The organism is Bradyrhizobium sp. CCBAU 51765 (assembly GCF_015291725.1).
GTDB lineage: Bacteria > Pseudomonadota > Alphaproteobacteria > Rhizobiales > Xanthobacteraceae > Bradyrhizobium > Bradyrhizobium liaoningense.
On record NZ_CP030038.1, the window covers coordinates 3,281,206 to 3,301,625 of the forward strand.

Below are 20,420 nucleotides of genomic sequence, written 5' to 3' on the forward strand. Positions count from 1 at the left end.
GCTCCCCGCACGGTCATTCCGAGGCGTCGCGAAGCGACGAACCCTGAATCCCGGATATTGTACCGCATGAGTTCCGGGCTCGCCTTTGGGCGGTCCGGAATGACATCGGCTTGGGATCAGCCCTGCGCAGCGGCCGGCTGCTTGGCCTTGGCTTCGATCTGGCCGATGGCATCGACCACGGCATCGAAGGTGAGAAGCGTCGAGGCATGGCGCGCCTTGTAGTCGCGGACCGGCTCGAGGAACTTGATTTCTTCCCATTTGCCTTCGGGAGGCGCACCGTTCTCCTTCAGCATCTTGCGAACGGTTTCGCGTAGCTCACGGAGTTCGCTCGCAGTCGAGCCGACCACGTGACTTGCCATGATGGATGAAGAGGCTTGGCCCAAGGCACATGCCTTCACGTCATGCGCGAAGTCGGTGACGGTATCGCCATTCATCTTGAGGTCGACCTTCACGGTCGATCCGCAGAGCTTGGAGTGGGCAGTGGCGGAGGCGTCGGGGTCCGACAGCCGCCCGAGGCGCGGAATATTCCCGGCCAGTTCGATGATCCGCTTGTTGTAGATGTCGTTCAGCATGTGATGGAGTCCAACACGTCCACAGCCACTTCCGGGCCGGATCGGCCTTGGCGGGCGCCGCCCACGGTCCTATATAGAGACGGAACTGGTGGAAAAACAGTCCAGCGGTGCGGTGGCGGTGATCCAGATATGCGCTGCCGGCGTTATCGCCTCAGGACTTTCCGCCGAAACTTGTTCTGTTCAGGCGTCCGGCGGCTTGGCCGCCCCGTCTGCCGGTGACACTCCGGCCGCAAGGCCGTCGAACGGAGTCGATATGGACGCTGCAATCAAATCCATCCGCCCCAACAAGCCCTCCGACCGGCAGCCCGAGAGCCGCCCGGCCGAGCTTGATCCTGCAGAATTCCTTGCTGCCGCCGTTCGCGCTGACCAGCCGCGCCCGGCACGCGCCGAGGCGGAAGCCGCGGTGAAGACGTTGCTCGCCTATATCGGCGAGAACATCGAGCGCGAGGGCCTGCTCGACACGCCGCGCCGTGTCGTCGAAGCTTTCGACGAACTCTATCAGGGCTATCACCAGTGCCCGGCCGAGGTACTCGACCGCACCTTTGGCGAGACCGCCGGCTATGACGATTTCGTCCTGGTGCGCGACATCGAATTCACCTCGCAGTGCGAGCACCACATGATGCCGTTCTACGGTAAGGCGCACATCGCCTATACGCCGGTTGAACGTGTCGTCGGCCTGTCCAAGCTTGCGCGTCTGACCGACATCTTCGCCCGCAGGCTCCAGACCCAGGAGCACCTGACGGCGCAGATCGCAGCGGCCATCGACGAGATCCTCAAGCCGCGCGGCGTGGCGGTGCTGATCGAGGCCGAGCATACCTGCATGTCGGTGCGTGGCGTCGCCAAGCATGGCGCCTCCACCTTCACCAGCCGCTTCACCGGCATGTTCCGCGACAATCCGGCGGAGCAGGCCCGTTTCCTGTCCCTGGTGCGAGGCACGACGCGCTGACCTCGCAAGTAAACTCGCGAGGGTCCTGTGTCCGCTCACTCCCATGAGATCGAAGAAGGTCTCGCCTTCCTGCCCAGGTTCGATGCCAGCGGCCTCGTGACATGCGTCGCGACCGACATCGCCACCGGCGACGTGCTCATGGTCGCGCACATGAACGAGGAGGCGCTGCGCAAGACGATCGCGACCGGCGATGCCTGGTACTTCAGCCGCTCGCGCAATGCCTTGTGGCGAAAAGGTGAGACCTCAGGTCAGATCCAGCGCGTGGTCGAGATGCGCACCGATTGCGACCAGGACGCGGTCTGGATCCGCGTCGAGCAGGTCGGCGCCGCCTGCCACACCGGGCGGCGGTCGTGCTTCTATCGCAAGGTCGAGGGAGCTGACGGGGAAGCGAAGCTGGTGTTCGCCGACGCCGAGCGGCTGTTCGATCCGGACTCGGTCTACAAGAAATAACTCGCTGCCATTCCGGGGCGCACCGCAGGTGCGAGCCCGGAATCCATTCAGCCGCGCGTAATGCCCTGCGATGGATTCCGGGCTCGCGCTGCGCGCGCCCCGGAATGACGGTGAGGGCTGAATTAACTCCGCATTAACCATGACTGTCCCACGGTGACACGACGGGCGCCGAATTGCCGGCGTCGCTCCATGCCGCGCGGGGCGGGCACTTCATCATGTCGATCGACAATTCCGGTGCCACGCAGACCGTCGGACTCGATCCGTCGCGCGCGCGTGTCGCCGGTGCGATCAAGCAGGCCTCGAATATCTCCGGCGTCAGCTTCCAGTACATGCTGACCACCGCCAAGATGGAATCGGATTTCGATCCGACGGCGGGGGCCACCACCTCGTCCGCGCACGGGCTCTACCAGTTCATCGACCAGACCTGGCTTGGCACGGTGAAGGAAGCCGGCACCCAGCTCGGCTATGGCAGCTACGCCGACGCCATCACCAGAACCTCGGCCGGCACCTACACCGTCGATGATCCCGTGATGAAGCGGTCGATCATGAAGCTGCGCGACGACCCTGAAGCCGCCTCCAGCATGGCGGCGGCATTGACGCAGTCGAACAGCTTCAAGCTCACCGGCCTGCTCGGCCGCAGGCCGAGCGATAGCGAGCTCTATATGGCGCATTTCATGGGTGTCGGCGGCGCGGCCAGGCTGATCGCCAATGCCGAGGACAATCCGCAGGCGGTCGGTGCGCGGCTGTTTCCCAACGCGGCATCCGCCAATCGCTCGATCTTCTACGCCAAAGACGGCCGCGCCCGCAGCGTCTCCGAAGTCTATTCGGTGCTCGACGCACGCTACGCCAGTGCCGCCAATTCGAAAGTGACGCGCAGCGCGATGGCGATGTACGGCGACACGCCGTCGACCACCGAGGTCGCGAGTGCGATCAGCGTGCAGCCGACGGCGCCGGTGATCGACAATGCCGTCTATCTTCAGACTTTCCCGAACACACGCGCCGCGACGCCCGTCAGTGCGACCTCGCCGGCGACGCTCGCGGACAATGCGGCGGGCACGCCGGTGTTTCGTTCGATCTATCAGCCCGGCGATGCGACGCAGCCGGTCTCGACCACGGTGCAGAAACTATGGGGCGACAACGCCTCGCTCACCTCGATGGCGTCGGCAACGCCGGACGTGCGGCCGCCGCAGCCGCTCGATCTCTTCAGCGACCGTAGCGGCACGTTCTCGAGCTAGTCGCCGTCTCGTGTCCCGGACGCGCTGCAGCGTGAAACGCTGCTGCGCTGAGCCGGGATCCAGTGCTGCGAGCTTTCTCTCGAAATTCTGGGCCCACGGCTCGGCAGCGCATTCGCCGAAGGCGTGCGTTGCTGTCGGTGCACGTGTGGGTAGTGCTTTTGTTCCATTAACAAAACGTCAATAATACCAGTCAGTTATGGTGAACGCTTTGTTAAGCGTCATGGTTTATTTTGTGTTGCAGGTGACGAGCCGTCACTCTTTTCGTTTGTTTGTGTAAGCCGGAAGCAGGATGATTGTTCGGCAGTTCATTAATTGGATCAGGACGGCGCCCGCAGGCGAGCGGGCCGAGGCGACACGGGCGCTGGCGCGGGCCTGGCTGATCTCAGACCTTTCTGCAGACGACCGCATCGCCGCCGAAGGCGCGCTTCTGATGCTGCTCGACGATCCCTCGCCGCTGGTGCGGCAGGCGATGGCCGAGGCTTTTGCCCGCAGCGGCGAGGCGCCGGCCGCGATCGTGCAGGCGCTGTCGACGGATCAGCCGACCGTCGCGCTGCCGGTGCTCGAACATTCCCCGCTGCTGATCGACGCCGACCTCGTCGACATCGTCGCGACCGGCAACGAGGAGGTGCAATGCGCGGTGGCCCGCCGCATCGCGTTGCCGGTGTCGGTGTGCGCCGCGATCGCCGAAGTCGGCTGCGCAGCTGCCGCACTTGAGCTGATCGAGAATCCCAACGCCGAACTCGCCCCGTTCTCCTGGGACCGCATCGTCGAGCGCCACGGCCATCTCGCCGCGATCCGCGAGGCGATGCTGGTGCTGGAGGATCTGCCGGCCGCAACGCGCGCGGCGCTGGTGGCAAAGCTCTCGCAGACGCTGGCGCAATTCGTCGTGGCGCGGAACTGGCTCAGCGCCGACCGTGCGGACCGCATCACGATCGAGGCACGTGATCGCTCCACCATGAACATCGCGGCGCGCTCGCGCGGCGAGGACATGCAAGGCCTGGTCAGGCATTTGCGCATCACCGGCCAACTGACCGCGGGGCTGATCCTGCGGGCACTGCTCTCGGGCAATCTCGACTTGTTCGACGCGGCCCTCGCCGAACTCGCCGATTTGCCGCTGGCGCGTGTCTCCGCGCTGCTGCACGATCGCGGCGGCAACAGCCTGCAGGCGCTGCTCCGTCGCGCCGGGCTTCCGGAGGTGACGTTTGCGGCGTTCCAGGTCGCGCTCGATGCCTGCCACGAGCAAGGCTTTGTCGATAGCGACGACGGCGCGGCGCGGCTGCGCCGGCGCATGGTCGAGCGCGTGCTCACCCACTGCGAGACCGACCGGGGCGCCACCGAGCCGCTGATGGTCCTGCTGCGCCGCTTTGCCACCGAATCCGCGCGCGAGGAGGCACGGTTGTTCTGCGACGAGCTCGTCGCGGATGATGCGATCGACCCGCTCTATGACGATCTGATCGCGGCGTAACGAGATGCCGTAGGGTAGGCAAAGGCGCAAAGCGCCGTGCCCACCATCTATCCGCACAATTCATGCTGATTGGTGGGCACGCTACGCTTTGCCCACCCCGCGATTCCAGTCGTGGCGATAGAGCCGGGCTTCCCAAACACCGTCATTGCGAGCGCAGCGAAGCAATCCAGACTGTCCCCGCGGAGGGATTCTGGATTGTTTCGCTGCGCTCGCAATGACGAGAGGAGAGAGCCTTACTACTCCACCGGCGCGATGCTCGGGGCCAGGATGACCTCGAGATGCTCGGGGCGGTCGCGGTTGACGTTGGCGAGATAGTCGTCGGCGACCTTGCGCAGGCGGCGGCTGAGCTCGGCGGAGACGCTGAGGCTGTCGAGCCTGGTGTTCTCGTGCACGATGGCGAGAATGGCATTGATGTGGTGCGTGAACAGCTCGGCCGGCACCTTTTCCAGATCAGGCGCGTGCTCGATGATGCGGCACAGGCTCTCGGCAATTCCCGCTGCCGAAGGAAAGCCGAATGTCGCCGCATCGCCCTTGATGTCGTGTGCGGCGTGGAACAGCTCGTCGCGCAGCTTCTTCGTGAAGCCATCCTTCTGCACGGCGGTCCAGGCGGTGGACAGTCTCTGGACCTCGATCGCCATCCAGTCCTTGAACTCACCGGAGAGGCTCGCGAGCGCCTGTTCGGCGCGGCGGACCGGATCGTCCATGTCCTTTTCTTCGACGCGGCGCAGGACCTTGCGCAGCGGGTTGGGCTGAGTGATGACGTGGTGCGTGGCGAAGGCCTTGACCTCGATGTCCTTTGCGCTGTTCTTCGCCATGATACCTGCCTCGCCTGAAGACGTTGCGCTAGATGGAGGAGCGGGCCTTGTCGAGCAGCGAGGGCTGCTGCAGCACCTCGTGCTTTTCGCCGACGCGGCGTTCGGGTCCCATATAGGCGGAGTTGGTGTTGCGGCGCCGGTCCGGCCCGAAATAGGTCTTGGTCTTGATGAAGGGGCGGGGATTGGCGACCACGTTGAGGATGCGCTGATAGAGGCCCTTGGCCGAGATCGGCTTGGCCAGGAATTCGGTGACGCCGGCATCGCGCGCGACCGTGACGCGACGCTTCTCGGAGTGGCCGGTCAGCATGATGATCGGCGCGTAGGGGTTGCCCTTGGATTCCGGCTGCCGGATCATCTGCGCGAGCTCGAGCCCGTCGAAGATCGGCATGGCCCAGTCCGTGATGACGATGTCGGGCACGTAATGGCTGTACATTTCGAGCGCGGTGGCGCCGTCCTCGGCTTCATAGACCTCGCGCGCGCCGAACGAATGCAACAACGTCCGCAGGATGCGGCGCATGTGCGGATTGTCGTCGCAGACGAGGAAGCGCAGCTTGTTGAAGTCGATGCGAAACATGACGCCCGGGCCAAAGCGGTCAACCTTCGTTAACCATATCGCGCCGGGAGTTAACGAAGGGTTGCGACCGGGGCTCAGTAGCCGAACTGCTCGCGCAGGATACGCTCTTCGAGGCTGTGGCCGGGATCGAACAGCATCCGCATCGAGATGGTCCTGTCGGAGAGCACCTCGACGCGGCGGACGTCGCGGACCTCGTCGTGGTCGGCGACCGCCGCGACGGGACGTTTCTCGCCCTCCAGCACCTCGATCACGACATAGGCCGTGTTGGGCAGCAGCGCGCCCCGCCAGCGGCGCGGACGAAAGGCGCTGATCGGTGTCAGCGCCAGCAGCGCGGCGTTGATCGGCAGGATCGGTCCCTGCGCGGAGAGATTGTAGGCGGTGGAGCCCGCCGGCGTCGCCACCATGATGCCGTCGGCGATCAGCTCGGACATGCGCTCGCGCTCGTCGATCAGGATCCTCAGGCGCGCCGCCTGGTAGGTCTGCCGGAACAGGGCGACCTCGTTGATGGCGTGGTGCAGATGCACCCGGTCGTGCATGTCGGTCGCGCGCATCAGGAGCGGGTTGATCTCGGATTCATGCGCGGCTTCGAGCCGCGCCCGCAGATCGTGCGTCGAGTACTCGTTCATCAGGAAGCCGACCGTGCCGCGGTGCATGCCGTAGATCGGCTTTCCCGTATGCATGTTCTGGTGCAGCGTCTGGAGCATCAACCCGTCGCCGCCGAGCGCGACGACGACGTCGGCATCCTTCGGGTCGCAATTGCCATAATCCCTGGTGAGCTGGCCGAAGGCGGCCTGCGCCTCGCTGCTCGGGCTGGCGACGAAGGCGATCCGGTCGTATCGCGAGGGCTTTGTCATGGCTTCCCGGGCAGGTGCCGCTGGCTCGAGTAAGTTCCGCCGGGCTCGTCTATACGAGGTAGGCCTGCATTGTCGAGGAGGACCGCCCTCCAAAGCTGACGGAGACTGTCGCTCCGGGTGATTTGACCCTCTGCGGCCGGTTCAGGCCCCCGCCGGACCAAGGATTCCCCAAAGCGTCGCAATTCCGGGCTAACCTTTTCGTCCTCACCGGCTGTCACAGCCGGGCAGGGAGAACGATCATGGTCACGAATTTGCCGCTGCTCCGTCGAACGGTCCTGGTGCTGGCGGTCTCGGCTTTCGCGCTTGCTGGATTTGCGCGCGCCGACGATCCGCCGAAGCCGCGCCCGGAGACAGCTGCTCCGACCGGGCAGAAGGGTAGTCGCGGCGGTGGTCCGCAGAACGCGTCGCAGGCGTCGCTGTCGGCGGCCGAGCTGTACCGTCTCCCGCCGGATTCGACCACGAAGCAGACGCTCGATCTGCCCGGCCGAACCCTCAATTTCGCCGCGACCGCCGGCTCGATCCGTGTGTTCGACGGCAAGGGCGAGCCGCTGGCCGACATCGCCTACACGTCCTATGAACTGGATGGCGCCGACCGCGCCACGCGTCCCGTGACGTTCCTGTTCAATGGCGGTCCCGGCGCGTCCTCTGCGTGGCTTCAGTTCGGCGCGGCCGGTCCCTGGCGTCTGCCGCTCGATGGCGAAGCATTGTCGCCCTCGGCCTCGCCCGAGGTGAAGCCGAACGCGGAGACCTGGCTCGACTTCACCGATCTCGTCTTCATCGATCCCGTCAGCACCGGCTATAGCCGATTTGTCGCCAGTAGCGAGGACGCGCGAAAATCGTTCTACTCCGTCGACGGTGACGCCAATTCGATCGCACTCGTGATCCGCCGCTGGCTGGAGAAACATGATCGGCTGACCTCGCCGAAATACGTCGCCGGCGAAAGTTATGGCGGCATTCGCGGCCCGAAGGTCGTGCGCCAGTTGCAGCTTCAGCACGGTGTCGGCGTCAGGGGACTGATCATGGTGTCGCCGTTGCTGGATTTCCGCGAGTTCACCGGCACCAGCCTCCTGCAATATGTCGCGACACTGCCGAGCTATGTCGCGGTGGCGCGCGAGGCCAAGGGACCGGTCAAGCGCGCCGACCTCGCCGACGTCGAGGCTTACGCGCGCGGCGAGTTCCTGGCCGACCTCGTCAAGGGCGAGGCGGACAAGGAAGCCACCAATCGCCTGGCCGACAAGGTCGCCGAACTCACCGGCATCGACCAGGCGGTGAGCCGCAGGCTCGCCGGCCGCTTCGACGTCGGTGAATTCCGCCGCGAGTTCGACCGCAAGGACGGCAAGGTGACGGGGCGCTACGACGCGTCCGTGCGTGGCTTCGATCCCTATCCGGATTCCAGCAGCTCACGCTTCGGCGATCCCTCCGGCGATTCGCTACAGGCGCCGCTGACGAGCGCAGCGGTCGACGTGCTGACGCGCAAGCTCAACTGGCGGCCCGACGGCTCCTACGAAGTCCTGAACGGCTCCGTGGAAGGCAACTGGGACTTCGGCCGTGGCATCAACCCGCCGCAATCGGTCTCCGAGCTGCGCCAGATCCTCGCCACGGATGCGAAGCTGAACGTCCTGGTCGGGCACGGGCTGTTCGATCTCGCCACGCCCTATTTCGGAACGAAGCGGGTGCTCGACCAGCTGCCGGCCTTCGTGACGCAACGCGTGAAGTTCGTCGTCTATCCCGGCGGCCACATGTTCTACTCGCGCGACGGATCGCGGCAGGCGTTCCGCAGCGAGGTCGAGGCGATGATCAGGGAATAGAGCAGGATCCGCAAAAACGTGTGGCGGCTTTCCGATAGGATCATGCTCTAGCTAGAGGCCGGCGTCGGCGCGGCTTGTATCTGCGCGCGATCTCTCGCGCGACGACTTTTTCCGGCTTCACGTTCGCGCCGGCGATCCAGATGTCGCTGATCTTGCCGCGCTTGTCACGGATCCGGCGCACCGGCTCGCCATGGCTGGAATAGCCGGCCGCCCAGGCAAGCCTGCCGGTGTCGCGGCCGGTGACTTCGATCTCGGCGGCATCCATGAAGGGATTGCTGAACTGCGGATTGGCGACGAGCACGCGGTTGCCCGCGGGGACGAGATCGGTCGCACCCCAGATCGTCCACCATCGGCCGGTCCAGTCGCGCACGCGGCGGTCAGGCGCGCCCCGGGTCTTGTAGGTGCGCAGGATCTGCATCGCGCCATCCATCCAGAACGGGGCCGCGCCGTCGATGGAGTTGCTGAGGATGCTGATCGAAAGCTCACAAGCGGGAATGGAGCAGGTTCGGGAGATGTAGCCCTGGAAACCGCCGCCATGGCCGAACCAGTCCCAGCCGTCGGTCTTGCCGGCATTGACGCCCAAGCCGTAGTAGGTCTCGAAGCTCTGCGGGATGCGCCAATGGTGCCGCGTCATCTCGCGGCGGCTCGCGACCGACAGCACGCTCTTCTTCGCGTTGGGTGCGAGCTGCGCGAAGAAGCGGGCGGTGTCGGCGGCGGTGGCGACGAAGCCTGCGGCGGATGCCATCGCATGTGCGGGATTGTCGCCGGGGATCACGCAGCGTTCGCCCAGCGGGACGATGCGCGTATGACCGCACGCGAACGGCGCGCCCTTGGCAAGCGGTGCATTCGGCTCGGTTTCGCGCAAGCCCGCAGGTTCGATGATCTCGCGCTTGATCCAGACCGGGTAGGACTCGCTGGTCACCGCTTCGATCACGAGGCCGATCAGCCCAAAGCCGTGATTGGAATATTTGAAGCGGGTGCCGGGTTCGATTGCGGTCGGCAGCTTCAATTCCGCGAGCAATTCTTTCGTGTCGAGATAGGGGCGGCTGTCGATGAACTGGCCGGAATCGGCGCCGTCGCGCGTCAATCCCGCGCTGTGCGACAGCACTTGCGCGATCGTCGTCTGGGCGACGCGCGGATGCAGGCCGCCGACATAATCGCCCACGGGATCGTCGAGCCGGATCTTGCGCTGCTCGCGCAGCTTCATGATGCCGGCCGAGGTGAAGCTCTTGGAGTGCGAGGCGATGCGGAAGCGGTGGCGTGGGGTGAGCTTCTCGCCGGTATCGAGATTGGCAAGGCCGAACGCATGCTCGGCGACGACCTCGCCGCGATGGGCGAATGCGACGATGACGCCGGGCTGCTGGATTGTCGTCAGTTGGAATTCGATCCAGGAGCCGATGTAGTCGATCGCGGATCGCAGCCACGTGTCCATTGCACACCAATCTGCAGGGAAGATTGGTGGCGGAGGCTAGCCGAGAAAGCGGAACGGGCACAACCCGAAAGGTTGTGCCCGTCAACTTCGTTCAAGGATACGATGTCTCAGTAGACCAGCGTCGCGCCGGTCGGCTTGTCGAGCGCTGCGGCGAGCGAGCGATACTCCGAGCTGTCGGTGCCGGCAAGCGAGGCGATCTTGTTCAGATGATACTGCGCCTGTTCGCGGTTGCCCTGTTCGAGCTGCCAGAGGCCGTAATACTGCCAGGTGCGGACGTGGTTCGGATCGTCCTTCAGCGCCAGCTCGTAATAGGCCTTCGACGACTGGTAGTCGCCGAGCTTGCGATAGGAGTAGCCGATCAGATTGGCGACGTCGGCGACGTCGTCGCGCTTGAGCGACTTCAACTGGCCGATCGCGCCCGTGTAATCGTGATTGTCGTAGATCGCGGCGTAGGCGGTGCGATAGGCCGCAAGGAACTTGGGATCGCTGACGGAAGAGCTCTTCTTCTTGCCCTTTTTGGACGAGCTATCCGACTTCGGCGGCGAGGACGGCTCGTCGCTGCCTGCGGCATAGGCGCTCGACAGTACCGGCGCCGCCGCCAGCGTCATGGCGACGAGGCCCGGCACGACAAGCATTGAGAGTTTGCGCATCGAAATTCTCCCGTATGGAACGTGGCGATCCTACACGATTGCCCGAAGACCAGAACCCCCATCGCGCAAAAACATTCCCGCTTCGCACGATCTATTCGCCCGGTCGCTGATGACAAACTTGTCATCGAGATGAACGGAAGCCTGCCGGGGGCTTCAGACTGGGTTCAATGTGCCCCGCCTAGGCTGCCATCTATGATCGAAGGGTGGGCGAGAGGGCGCCGCCTCGAGATCCTTCCAAGAGGAGACCACCATGTTGAAGACCATGTCCGCAGCCTTGCTCGCAGCATCCGTGATCGCAGCCCCGGCCTTCGCTGCCGAGGCCGGAAAGACCGCCACGACTGCCCCGGTGATCAAGGCGGACCAGAGCCAGACCAAGGCGTCGACCACCGCCGCGAAGCCGGACGCCGGCGTCAAGGCCGACGCCAAGGCTGATCTCAAGCCTACGGACGTCAAGGCCACCGACGCCAAGGTGGATCCCAAGTCGAAGGCGATGAATGCGAACGCCGCGGTCACCACCGGCGAGCACAAGACCGTGCGCAAGGATCGCCATGATCACAAGCAGGTCACGGCCAAGGAGTCGCAGAAGGCGCAGCCGGACGTGACCAAGCCGGCGGCATCAGACCAGCGCAACTGACGGCTGATCCCGCGCGGCGGCATCCCTGGCATTGCCCCGCCGCCGCGCGGACTTCAGGCCCGGTCCGTTCGCGGTGTCTCGTGCGAAAGCCCGAGGTGCCGGCGGCGGGCCGGTGCGCTGCTTGCGCCGCGGCAAGCGAATTCCCTTCGTGCAGGCTTGGAGCTAGAACGTCTCCTGATCTGATCGAGCGGAGAGCGGGGCCTGTGGGGCGGTTGGCGAGATGTGCGGTGATATTGGCATTGCCTTTGGCGCTTGCGGCCTGTTTCGGCAGCGACGGTGACCGTCCAACGCTGATGGGCGGGACCCAGGCCGGCGGGCCGCAGCCGTTTCCCGACAATTTCCGGAGCGACACGCTGGCTCTGATGCGGACCTATCTGAACAATCCGGTCGGCGTGCGCGACGCCAGCATGGCCGAACCGGTGCAGCGCGAGGTCGGCGGCCGGCAGTTCTATGTGAGCTGCCTGCACTTCACCCCGCGCGAGACCGATGGCAGCTACAAGGCCATGCGCGAACGGGCCGTGATCTTCGTCAACGGCCGGGCGGACCGCGTGGTCGACAGGACCAGCGATCTCTGCGCCGGTGCGGTTTACGCACCCTTTCCGGAACTGGAAAAGATGACGCGGTAGCGCAAAGCCCGCCTTCATCGCCTGATGTTAGACAGACGCAGCCGAAGCCGCTCGATCACATTTCGGCGAGCTTTGAACGGGGTGATTTCCTCTTGAGACAAATCGTTGCGCCAAGCCTTGTGCACGTGACAAAAACAGTTAGCTCAGGGTGGTGTGACGGAACAAAATCGCGTTGTTGCCACCCCGTCACAGTGACGAGCGATCAACGTTCCGGCATCGCCGCGAAGCAACCCAATTCACGCCACGTTGTTTCCTGAGTGTCGTTATGAAAGAACGGGGACGATCATGAAATCGATTTTGCTGGGTGCAGCCGCTGTGCTTGCGCTGGCCGCGCCGGCCGCCGCCGCGGACATACAGCCGCGCACCTACACGAAGGCTCCGGCCTATACGCCGCCGCAGGTCATTTACAAGTGGACCGGTTTCTATATCGGCGGCCATGTCGGCGGCGCGTTTGCCGGCGACAGCAGCTTCCAATCCAGCGACGCTCGCTTCATGGGCGGCGTGCAGGGCGGCTTCGACTACCAGTTCGCGCCCAACTGGGTGGTGGGTATCGAAGCTCAGTATTCCTGGCTGCCGACCAACAACAACGGTGCCACCTTCCCGCTGGGCACGCAGGTGACCTCCAACACCGACCAGATCGGGTCGGTGACCGGTCGCATCGGCTACACCTGGGGACCGACGCTGCTATACGCCAAGGGTGGCTATGCCTGGCGCAATAACGGCCTTGGCGTGAACATCGCCGGGGTGCCGCAGGCCTTCACCACCACTGGCAACAACAAGGACGGCTATACCGTCGGCGCCGGCCTCGAATACATGTTCGCGCCGAGCTGGTCGGCCAAGGCCGAGTACCAGTACTACAATTTTGGCAGCACCACCTTTACCTCCGGCCCGGCCGACATCGTCGGTGTTCGCGGCCGGGAGGACGAGCATACCGTCAAGGTCGGGGTGAACTACCGCTTCGGCTGGGGCGGTCCGGCCGGCTCCCGCTACTGACGTCAGCGGCGATTGAAGACCCGACAAAGGCCGGCTCCGCCGGCCTTTGATTTGCCGGTTTGTCAGCCGATTGTTTGCTTTGCGTGAACCATCTGGCGCGTCATTTGCTTGCAAATGGTGGCTGGCGCGCCTTCTCACGCGCGTCATGGGGCCGGGGTAAAGCAAAAATAATTTTTGCGATCTACGGAACTCGCGCTCCGGAACGCGTTATATGACATTTATCGGGCTGGTGGGACGACGGACATGCGTATCTTGGTGTCGGCAGTGGTGCTCTCATGCTTCTCCTGCCTGCCGTGCTCTGCACAGACAATCCTCAAATCCGAGCCTCTGATGCTGGCACCTTATGAGGTGGCCTTCGTCAAGGACGCTTCCTGTCCGTCGGGCAAGGTGATGAAGGTCACCGGCGCCATCCGTGGGTTACATCGCCGCAAGGCCTGCGTGGCCATGCCGGGCGAGCAGGCTTCGCTGGCGGCCGCGACGCCCTGAGCCCCGCTCCGGTTTCGCGCCGGAACTCAGGAATTCAGCTCAAGCTCCATCCTCGCCTGCTGGTCGGCCTCAGCCTTGTTCTTGGCGGGGTCCTCGCCGTGTGCTGCCTGGCACGGGGCGATCTCGTAGCCGTTGTCGAGCACCCGGTGCGGTCCCGGCCGCTCGTCGTCCGCAACCACGTCCACGACGAGACCGCTTCGCTGCGCGAGCTTCCAGACGTCGGACTCGCTGGGATAGGCCTTGCTGATCTGGGCATCGTTGCAGAACAGGGCGTAGGGCATTCTTCCCGCTCCAAGAAACCCCGTTAACGAGCTTGCCCGCTCGGGGTTCCGGCCCGCCGCCAGATCACGGGGCCGTGATCGGCCGCAACCGGCCCTTGAGTCCTTAACGAGTCCTGAATCCCGGAAAAAAGAATCCCTGGGACTCGTCGGCCGGAATCAGCGGATGTTTTCCGCCATGACGAGCGACCTGAAGACATCCTGCGGGCACATGCTCCTGCCGCTCACGCTGGCGCTGCTCGGCGCCTGCGCGGCCAATCTCTGGCTGGTCTGGTCCTGGCTATAAGCCTTTGACCGGACGCTATTTTTTGGCCGGTGGGACGGCGTCGCGGATGGCGGCACGCAGTCTGGTCAGGGTCGCCGTACAGTATTCCTCACGCTCGCGCTCGAAGCGCTCCTGATGCTTCCGGAAATTGGCAAGGCGAGCCTGCATCTCGGTGCGGAAATCGCCGCTTGCCCGCGCCATGAGAGGTACGGGCCGGGGCGGAAGCGGAACTTGCGGCGGCTCGACATCGACGGGGATCGCCTCCATGGCGACGATCTCGACCGCGACGGGCGAGCCAACCGCCGGCGCATCCGGGTGCAGGACGGCATCCTTCCTGCCGGTCACCGATTGAACGAAGGCCAGCGTCTGCGCGATCAGTGCGTCGCGCTCCCCGATCCATTTCATGATCCACCTCAGCCGCGCTCATTCCAGCAAAGCGGCCGCATCGAATCAAGAAGGTTCGAAAAGGATTGCATATTTTTCCCGATCGCCCGACATTGAAAGAATGGTTGCGGGAGAAGAACGGTCGGACGAAGTGGAGGGGCTGAGGCTCATCCGTGCGTTCCTGTCGCTGCCGCCCGACAAGCGGGCGGAGGTGATCGCGTTCGCCGAAGAATTGGCGCGTGCCCACGCCCTGTCTGCGGAAGGCAGAGAGGCCTTGCCGCGGTGAGCGTTACCGCTCGCGGGGATTGACGTTGGGCTCAAACGGCGCGCCGACCACCCGGACTGGAGCCTGGATCGATGTCCGGGCGACGTCGATCACGGCTCTCTCGGCGACGCGCTTTTCAGGGGCCGGCACCAGCTCCGGCTCGAACAGCGTCAACGTGCCGGCCACGGCGCCACAGCACAGCATCACCGTCACCAGCAGAATGATGTTTCGGTTTTCTTCCCTGATCCGCATGGGTCGAAAACGAGCGACGCACGTCTTTGGTTCCGGTCCGGCATTTCATCGACCTGTCGTGCCTGCAGAGAACCCGTTGCGATCGCAAACAGCACGGCCGTCATTACGACAGCCGTAACCGCACCGGCGGCGACCTGGCTTTCACGCTACCTCATGTTGAACTCTGATCCAGATTATGGTCAGTAGCGGCGCCCCGCGATGCGCGGCCAACATCCACTCCTGAAGGTCTGCCTATGAACGAGGACGTCAGCGACGGCTGGGCCGCGTCCGCGGCCGCCTGGATCGTCGAGCAGGGGCAAGATGGCGACTATGGTCGCCGTTTCGTGCTGGACGCGCCGATGAAGGAGCGCATCGAAGGGCGCGGCTTCCGCAATGCGCTCGACGTCGGCTGCGGGGAAGGGCGCTTCTGCCGCATCATGCAGCGGGCCGGCATCCGCACCACCGGTATCGATCCGACCGAGGCGTTGCTCGCGCGCGCCCGCGAGCTGGACCCTGGCGGCGACTATCGGCTCGGCCGCGCCGAGACGATGGAGGTCGATGCGAGCTTCGATCTGGTCGTCAGCTATCTCAGCCTGATCGACATGCCCGATCTCGATACTGCGATCGCAAGGATGGTGGCGGCGCTGCGCCCGGGCGGTACGCTGCTGATTGCCAACCTGACGAGCTTCAACACCGCCGGCCAGCCGGACGGCTGGACACGCGACAGCGAGGGCGAGATGCGCTTCGCCATCGATCACTACATGGACGAGCGTCCCATCTGGGCCGCCTGGCACGGCATCCGAATCCAGAACTGGCACCGTCCGCTCAGCGCCTACATGACGCTGTTGCTCGATCACGGTCTGCAGTTGCGTCTGTTCGTCGAGCCACAGCCGACAGGCGGCAGTCCCGAGCAGGTCGCCCGTCATCGCCGCGTGCCCTTCTTCCACGTCATGGAGTGGCAGAAGCCGGCCTGAGGGAAAGGCAGGCGATTTCGGCGGCGACGCATCGCCTGTACACTGGCTCACGACTTGGCTCGAGGCTCGTCCGATGATCTCCAATCGTCCTCCCGTGCTCGCCCACCAACGTTTCCTCGCCGACCGCGAGAACTTCGCGGGCCTCGATCTCGCCGCACGGTTCGAGCGCATCGAGCGGACCAACCTTTGGGGCGCGGCCACTTCGGTATCCGGCCTCGGCTCGGAGGATCCCGCGACCGCCGCGATCCGCGAGGCGCTTCCTGCGCTGCTGCAACGGCTCCGCGTGCGCTCGCTGCTGGATGCGCCCTGCGGCGATGCCGGGTGGATTGGCCGGCTCGAGCTCGATGTCGATTACACCGGCATCGACATCGTGCCGTCGCTGATCGAGGCCAACCGCCGGCGTGTCGCAAACGGCGCTTCGCCTGGCCGGTTTCTCGTCGCCGACATCACGCGCGATGCATTGCCGCGTGCGGACATCGTTCTCTGCCGGGACTGCCTGGTGCATCTGAGCTTTGCGAACATCGATCGCGCCCTCGCGCAATTTCGGATGAGCGGCGCGCGCTTCCTGCTGGTCACCACCTTTCCCGAATGGGACTGCAATCAGGATTGCGAGGACGGCGACTGGCGGGCGCTCAACATGGAGAAGGCGCCGTTCAACTGGCCCGCGCCGCACGCGCTGATCAACGAGCGTTGCGAAGAGGGCGGTGGTGGCTGGCGCGACAAGAGCCTCGGGCTGTGGCGGCTGGAGGATGTCGGATGATCGATGCCAGATGCAGTTGCGGCGCAGTTTCACTTTCGCTTCCGGGATCGACCAGGCTGGTCGCGGCCTGTCATTGCATCGACTGCCAGCGGCGAACCGGTGCACCGTTCGGTGTCGGTGCGTTCTACCCGGTCGAAGCCGTCACGATCTCCGGCGCGCCGAAGGAGTATGTTCGCGCCGCCGCAAGCGGGGGCAAGGTCCGCCTCTATTTTTGCTCCGACTGCGGCTCGACGGTCTGCTGGAAGGCCGACAATCTGCCTGACATGATCGGCGTTGCCGTCGGCGCCATCGCGGACCCGGATTTTCCGGCGCCCGTCAGATCGGTGTTCGAGCAATCGAAACATGCCTGGGTCGAGATCGGCGGCCCGAGTGTTGAGCACTTCGAACAGAGCAGCGCGCGGAAGAGTTCAGGCTGAGGCACAGGCGTCGACCGCTGGTGCCGGCGGGCCGGTGTTCGGTCAGGGACGCGGCCTTGCGTTAGACGGCGTTCCTGTCGTCTGTATCGGTTCACCGGGAGCACGGTCCAGCGGCGGGTGAGGCCTGGCCAGTCCTACCGTTCCGGGAGGTGCGTCGTTGCTGGCGGTACGGGTATTGACGCGCTCTAACGTGACTGTCGATGCAACCACAATGGCGATGGCCAAGGCGACAGCGGATAGGGCTAAGGCTGCTCGATCATTCGGGTCCATCGCGAGACCTCCGCGAGACGGCTCTGGATAACGCCGAACCGACGATTTGGTTCTTGCGTCAGGCCACGACGCGGTCTCGCTAAATGCATGGTGCCGGCTGAGGGGATTGAACCCCCGACCTTCGGTTTACAAAACCGCTGCTCTACCGCTGAGCTAAGCCGGCGACGCTTGAAAGCAGAGCGGGGCACGGCATATGCGCCGGTTGTCCGCCCGGGCGTCGCAATATCAGACTTGGTCGGAAAGTGCCAGAACCCGCGATGATTGATGCAGGCACGAAACAGGCGGCCCGAAGGCCGCCTGATCCATCGCGCTCGCGCTCGTTGGCCTACTGGCAGATGTGCCGGCGGCCGTCTTCGCCCTTGAACCAGGTCCCGGGCGTGCAGACGAAGCCGTTGCGCTGGGCGTAGGTGCGGGTGTCCCATCCACGATTGTTCCAGCCGCGGTCCCACGAATTGTCATAGGCGTAGGAATTGTCCCAGGCGCGGAATGGGGCGGTGGCGATCGCGCCAGCGGTGCCGATCGCGGCGCCGGCAACGCCCGCGGCGACGTCGGTCGGCCAGAAGCCGGTGCGGCTCCTGTTCCAGTCGTTATTCCAGTCGCTATTGGTCTGACGATAGGACGCGCGGCGATGACGATAGCCGCTATCGGTGTACGGGTTTCCCGGGCCGAGGTTCTGGCAGTTGGCGTTGGGGAATTGCGCCGCGCAGCGGCCAGGATTGGTGACGACCGCTTGCGCCATGGCGGAGCCTGCCAGCATGGTCGCTGCAATCGCCGTCGCCCCGAGAAGCTTGATGTTCATGGCTGTTCGCTCCCATCTTGTTGACGGGGGCTAAACGCCGACGGCGCAGGACGTTCCGATGCAACCGTGGGATTTTCGCGAGCGGACAGTCAAACGGATGTGAGCACGGCGACGTTGTTCCGGCGGCGGAGCCCCTGCGCCGTTAACGCTTCGCTAGCTCGCTTTGCAGCATTTGAGCGGCGCGCAACCCTTACACATTAGGCTTACCGGAAATTGGTGAGCAGGCCTTAACCCTCTCTGCGTGGCGATCGGTTAGGTTGTCGCCGGATAATCGGGGTCTCCTCATGCGCGCCGTGGCGCTCGCCGCCTTTCTGATCGGACTGCCTGCGACGGCGTTTGCCGGCGAGGGCTTCGATATCGTCGTTCCCGGCCGCCCCGGGGTGCCGATCATCATCAACAACATCGACGCCTCCTATGCCGTGGTCGAAGGCACCTGGGGCCTCGGCAAGAACCAGCAGGTGCAGCCCACGATCTATGGCGGACGCTATATCGCCGAGCGTCAACCCGACCATGTCGGCCACTATTATCCGACGCTGGGCCTGCGGCCGGGCTACGGCCGGCTCGAGGTCGAGCCGCCTGCCAACCGCAAATTACCCAAGCCCGCCGAGAGCTACCACGAGAGCTGGGGCGCCTCGTCCGCGCCGCTGCCGGTGCAGATGGACCCGCCGGTCGATCCGCCGCCGGTGATCTACGCACCCGAGATCAACGAACGTCCTCGGCCCCCTCGGCCGCGGCCGCGTACAGAGCTACCCGGCAGGCGGCCGGGTTGAGAAACGTGACAATCCAAAAAAACGGAAATCAACAGGAGAGAGTAATGCGTCAGATGATTTCGGGACTGGTCGTGGCAGCAGCCGTGACGTTCGCCGCCGCCGCGCCCGCCGCCGCCTGCGGCTTCACCACGTGCGCGCCGGTTGCGCCGGTCTATTCCGGCTGCAACACCGGCTGCGGCGGCTATGGGTATGGCTACGGCTACGGCTACGGCGCCTATGAGCGTCTCGTCGAGCCGACCACGCAGTATTACTATGTGAACCAGGGCCCGACCTATACCGGTCCGGGCGCGTTCGCGCCGTATCCGACCTACCGTGAGGACGCGGTCGTTGCGCCCGCCAATTACGGCTATGGCTACGGCTATCGTGCCGCTGCGGTCGCGCCGCCGGCCGCTTACCCCTATCGCCGCCCGTACTACCGTCCGTATCGCTATGGCTACGGCCCCCGCTACGGCTATCTGCCGCGCGTGCACTACGGCCACGGTCCGCGCTATGGCTACGCTCATCGCCACGCGCCGCACTACTATGGTGGCCACCGCGCGATGCGCCGCTATCACTGATCTCTGATCGGCTAAAGCCAACGAGACGCCCGTCCGCGCGATGCGGGCGGGCGTTTTGTTGTGCTAGCGCTGCATCAGGCCGAGCCGGCTCGCGCCCACATAGAGCGCGAGCACGGCGGCGTTCGAGACGTTGAGGCTCTTGATCTCGCCGGGCATGTCGAGCCGCGCCACGACGCTGCAGGTCTCGCGGGTCAATTGCCTGAGGCCCTTGCCTTCGGCGCCGAGCACGAGTGCAAGCGGCTCGCGCAGCGCGACATCGCTGATATCCTCGCTGCCTTCGCTGTCGAGGCCGACGGTCTGGAAGCCGCGCTCGTTCAGCGCGGTGAGCGCGCGGGCGAGGTTCTGCACCGTGACCATCGGGACCAGCTCGAGCGCGCCGGAGGCGGCCTTGGCCAGCACGCCGGTCGCTTCCGGACTGTGCCGCGCGGTGGTCACGATCGCCTTCACCGCGAACGCCGCGGCCGAGCGCAGGATGGCGCCGACATTGTGGGGGTCGGTGATCTGGTCGAGCACCAGCACCATGCCTTCCTGCGTCAGGGTCTCGATATCCGGCGAGGGCAGGGGATCGGCCTCGGCCAGGAGGCCCTGGTGCACGGCGTCGGGCGACAGCAGCCGGTCGATCTCCTGGGGCCGCACGATCTCCGGCGCCACGCGGGTCTCGATGTTCTCCTCCGCAAGGCGCCTTGCGGCGTTCTCGGTCAACGTCAGCTTGCGGATCCGGCGGTGGGGGTTGGCCAGCGCCATGGTGACGGTGTGCCAGCCATAGAGGATGACGGGTCCGTCGCCTTGCGAATCACGGTCGCGCCACGCCGAGCGGCCGGCCGTTTTTCCGGGCCGGTTGAAGGGCTTAGCCCCGCCGCGAGCCCCCTTGGGGCCGAATTTTCGATCCTTCATGGGCTCGCTTCTGTCAT

The 20,420-nt window shown here is 65.0% G+C and carries 26 protein-coding genes and 1 tRNA gene; 15 read left to right on the forward strand and 12 right to left on the reverse strand.

Annotated elements, in window-relative coordinates:
* Positions 1–116: 116 nt before the first annotated feature.
* Positions 117–572, reverse strand: coding sequence for an iron-sulfur cluster assembly scaffold protein (locus XH96_RS15645; protein WP_024340718.1), 456 nt, complete (start codon positions 570–572; stop codon positions 117–119).
* Between the two features lie 253 nt (positions 573–825).
* Between XH96_RS15645 and folE the strand changes: the two genes are divergently transcribed.
* The 4 genes from folE (at position 826) to XH96_RS15665 (ending at position 4,668) form a co-directional block, all read left to right on the forward strand.
* Positions 826–1,518 (forward strand): GTP cyclohydrolase I FolE, encoded by a 693-nt coding sequence (gene folE / locus XH96_RS15650; RefSeq protein ID WP_194393265.1) that lies wholly within the window; start codon positions 826–828, stop codon positions 1,516–1,518.
* 27 nt (positions 1,519–1,545) lie between these two features.
* The gene (hisI, locus tag XH96_RS15655; protein ID WP_194393266.1) at positions 1,546–1,968 is read left to right on the forward strand and encodes a phosphoribosyl-AMP cyclohydrolase; all 423 of its coding nucleotides are present in this window, start codon (positions 1,546–1,548) and stop codon (positions 1,966–1,968) included.
* A 215-nt stretch (positions 1,969–2,183) separates the two neighbouring features.
* Entirely contained in the window at positions 2,184–3,203 is a 1,020-nt protein-coding gene (locus tag XH96_RS15660) for a lytic transglycosylase domain-containing protein (RefSeq protein WP_246790096.1), read from the forward strand.
* A 289-nt stretch (positions 3,204–3,492) separates the two neighbouring features.
* Positions 3,493–4,668, forward strand: coding sequence for a DUF2336 domain-containing protein (locus XH96_RS15665; protein WP_194393268.1), 1,176 nt, complete (start codon positions 3,493–3,495; stop codon positions 4,666–4,668).
* A gap of 236 nt (positions 4,669–4,904) precedes the next feature.
* On the opposite strand, the gene XH96_RS15670 is transcribed toward XH96_RS15665, so the two are convergent.
* The 3 genes from XH96_RS15670 to XH96_RS15680 form a co-directional block, all read right to left on the reverse strand.
* Complete coding sequence (locus XH96_RS15670; protein ID WP_194393269.1) at positions 4,905–5,483, reverse strand: Hpt domain-containing protein; 579 nt, start codon at positions 5,481–5,483, stop codon at positions 4,905–4,907.
* 28 nt (positions 5,484–5,511) lie between these two features.
* On the reverse strand, positions 5,512–6,057 hold the full coding sequence (locus tag XH96_RS15675; protein WP_008549760.1) for a response regulator: 546 nt from the start codon (positions 6,055–6,057) through the stop codon (positions 5,512–5,514).
* A gap of 74 nt (positions 6,058–6,131) precedes the next feature.
* Positions 6,132–6,911, reverse strand: coding sequence for an NAD kinase (locus XH96_RS15680; RefSeq protein ID WP_194393270.1), 780 nt, complete (start codon positions 6,909–6,911; stop codon positions 6,132–6,134).
* A 239-nt stretch (positions 6,912–7,150) separates the two neighbouring features.
* On the opposite strand from XH96_RS15680, the gene XH96_RS15685 reads away from it, so the two are divergent.
* Positions 7,151–8,719: a S10 family peptidase gene (locus tag XH96_RS15685; protein WP_194393271.1), complete on the forward strand. Its 1,569-nt coding sequence runs from the start codon at positions 7,151–7,153 to the stop codon at positions 8,717–8,719.
* 40 nt (positions 8,720–8,759) lie between these two features.
* Here XH96_RS15685 and XH96_RS15690 read toward each other — a convergent pair whose 3' ends face one another.
* Complete coding sequence (locus tag XH96_RS15690; RefSeq protein ID WP_194393272.1) at positions 8,760–10,151, reverse strand: serine hydrolase; 1,392 nt, start codon at positions 10,149–10,151, stop codon at positions 8,760–8,762.
* Between the two features lie 107 nt (positions 10,152–10,258).
* Entirely contained in the window at positions 10,259–10,801 is a 543-nt protein-coding gene (locus tag XH96_RS15695; RefSeq protein ID WP_194393273.1) for a tetratricopeptide repeat protein, read from the reverse strand.
* A gap of 250 nt (positions 10,802–11,051) precedes the next feature.
* On the opposite strand from XH96_RS15695, the gene XH96_RS15700 reads away from it, so the two are divergent.
* The 4 genes from XH96_RS15700 to XH96_RS39845 all read left to right on the forward strand — a co-directional run bounded on the left by XH96_RS15700 (position 11,052) and on the right by XH96_RS39845 (position 13,540).
* Positions 11,052–11,435, forward strand: a complete 384-nt coding sequence (locus XH96_RS15700) for a His-rich protein BRANT (RefSeq protein WP_194393274.1) — start codon at positions 11,052–11,054, stop codon at positions 11,433–11,435.
* Between the two features lie 230 nt (positions 11,436–11,665).
* Entirely contained in the window at positions 11,666–12,061 is a 396-nt protein-coding gene (locus tag XH96_RS15705) for a hypothetical protein (RefSeq protein ID WP_035676852.1), read from the forward strand.
* Between the two features lie 285 nt (positions 12,062–12,346).
* A complete protein-coding gene (locus tag XH96_RS15710) occupies positions 12,347–13,054 on the forward strand; it encodes an outer membrane protein (protein ID WP_194393275.1) in 708 nt (235 codons plus the stop codon).
* 243 nt (positions 13,055–13,297) lie between these two features.
* On the forward strand, positions 13,298–13,540 hold the full coding sequence (locus XH96_RS39845; protein ID WP_124157539.1) for a DUF6719 family protein: 243 nt from the start codon (positions 13,298–13,300) through the stop codon (positions 13,538–13,540).
* Between the two features lie 26 nt (positions 13,541–13,566).
* On the opposite strand, the gene XH96_RS15720 is transcribed toward XH96_RS39845, so the two are convergent.
* Positions 13,567–13,821, reverse strand: a complete 255-nt coding sequence (locus XH96_RS15720; RefSeq protein WP_131871129.1) for a hypothetical protein — start codon at positions 13,819–13,821, stop codon at positions 13,567–13,569.
* A 298-nt stretch (positions 13,822–14,119) separates the two neighbouring features.
* A complete protein-coding gene (locus XH96_RS15725) occupies positions 14,120–14,488 on the reverse strand; it encodes a hypothetical protein (protein ID WP_194393276.1) in 369 nt (122 codons plus the stop codon).
* Between XH96_RS15725 and XH96_RS15730 the strand changes: the two genes are divergently transcribed.
* On the forward strand, positions 14,487–14,753 hold the full coding sequence (locus tag XH96_RS15730) for a hypothetical protein (protein ID WP_194394434.1): 267 nt from the start codon (positions 14,487–14,489) through the stop codon (positions 14,751–14,753). The genes XH96_RS15725 and XH96_RS15730 overlap by 2 nt on opposite strands.
* A gap of 3 nt (positions 14,754–14,756) precedes the next feature.
* On the opposite strand, the gene XH96_RS15735 is transcribed toward XH96_RS15730, so the two are convergent.
* On the reverse strand, positions 14,757–14,984 hold the full coding sequence (locus tag XH96_RS15735) for a hypothetical protein (RefSeq protein ID WP_194393277.1): 228 nt from the start codon (positions 14,982–14,984) through the stop codon (positions 14,757–14,759).
* A gap of 233 nt (positions 14,985–15,217) precedes the next feature.
* Here XH96_RS15735 and XH96_RS15740 point away from each other — a divergent pair, with 233 nt between their 5' ends.
* The 3 genes from XH96_RS15740 to XH96_RS15750 all read left to right on the forward strand — a co-directional run bounded on the left by XH96_RS15740 (position 15,218) and on the right by XH96_RS15750 (position 17,113).
* Positions 15,218–15,937: a bifunctional 2-polyprenyl-6-hydroxyphenol methylase/3-demethylubiquinol 3-O-methyltransferase UbiG gene (locus XH96_RS15740; protein ID WP_194393278.1), complete on the forward strand. Its 720-nt coding sequence runs from the start codon at positions 15,218–15,220 to the stop codon at positions 15,935–15,937.
* 73 nt (positions 15,938–16,010) lie between these two features.
* Entirely contained in the window at positions 16,011–16,697 is a 687-nt protein-coding gene (locus XH96_RS15745; RefSeq protein ID WP_194393279.1) for a class I SAM-dependent methyltransferase, read from the forward strand.
* On the forward strand, positions 16,694–17,113 hold the full coding sequence (locus tag XH96_RS15750; protein ID WP_194393280.1) for a GFA family protein: 420 nt from the start codon (positions 16,694–16,696) through the stop codon (positions 17,111–17,113). Before XH96_RS15745 ends, XH96_RS15750 begins: the two co-directional genes overlap by 4 nt.
* Positions 17,114–17,471: 358 nt before the next feature.
* On the opposite strand, the gene XH96_RS15755 is transcribed toward XH96_RS15750, so the two are convergent.
* Together XH96_RS15755 and XH96_RS15760 are read right to left on the reverse strand one after the other, a co-directional pair.
* A tRNA-Thr gene (locus tag XH96_RS15755) sits at positions 17,472–17,546 on the reverse strand.
* A 162-nt stretch (positions 17,547–17,708) separates the two neighbouring features.
* Positions 17,709–18,182, reverse strand: a complete 474-nt coding sequence (locus XH96_RS15760; RefSeq protein ID WP_194393281.1) for a hypothetical protein — start codon at positions 18,180–18,182, stop codon at positions 17,709–17,711.
* A gap of 284 nt (positions 18,183–18,466) precedes the next feature.
* On the opposite strand from XH96_RS15760, the gene XH96_RS15765 reads away from it, so the two are divergent.
* Positions 18,467–18,952 carry a hypothetical protein gene (locus tag XH96_RS15765; protein ID WP_194393282.1) on the forward strand — a complete coding sequence of 162 codons (486 nt, stop codon included), beginning with the start codon at positions 18,467–18,469 and terminating at the stop codon, positions 18,950–18,952.
* A 44-nt stretch (positions 18,953–18,996) separates the two neighbouring features.
* Complete coding sequence (locus tag XH96_RS15770; RefSeq protein WP_194393283.1) at positions 18,997–19,509, forward strand: hypothetical protein; 513 nt, start codon at positions 18,997–18,999, stop codon at positions 19,507–19,509.
* A 63-nt stretch (positions 19,510–19,572) separates the two neighbouring features.
* Here XH96_RS15770 and rlmB read toward each other — a convergent pair whose 3' ends face one another.
* On the reverse strand, positions 19,573–20,403 hold the full coding sequence (gene rlmB / locus XH96_RS15775; RefSeq protein ID WP_194393284.1) for a 23S rRNA (guanosine(2251)-2'-O)-methyltransferase RlmB: 831 nt from the start codon (positions 20,401–20,403) through the stop codon (positions 19,573–19,575).
* Positions 20,404–20,420: the final 17 nt, after the last annotated feature.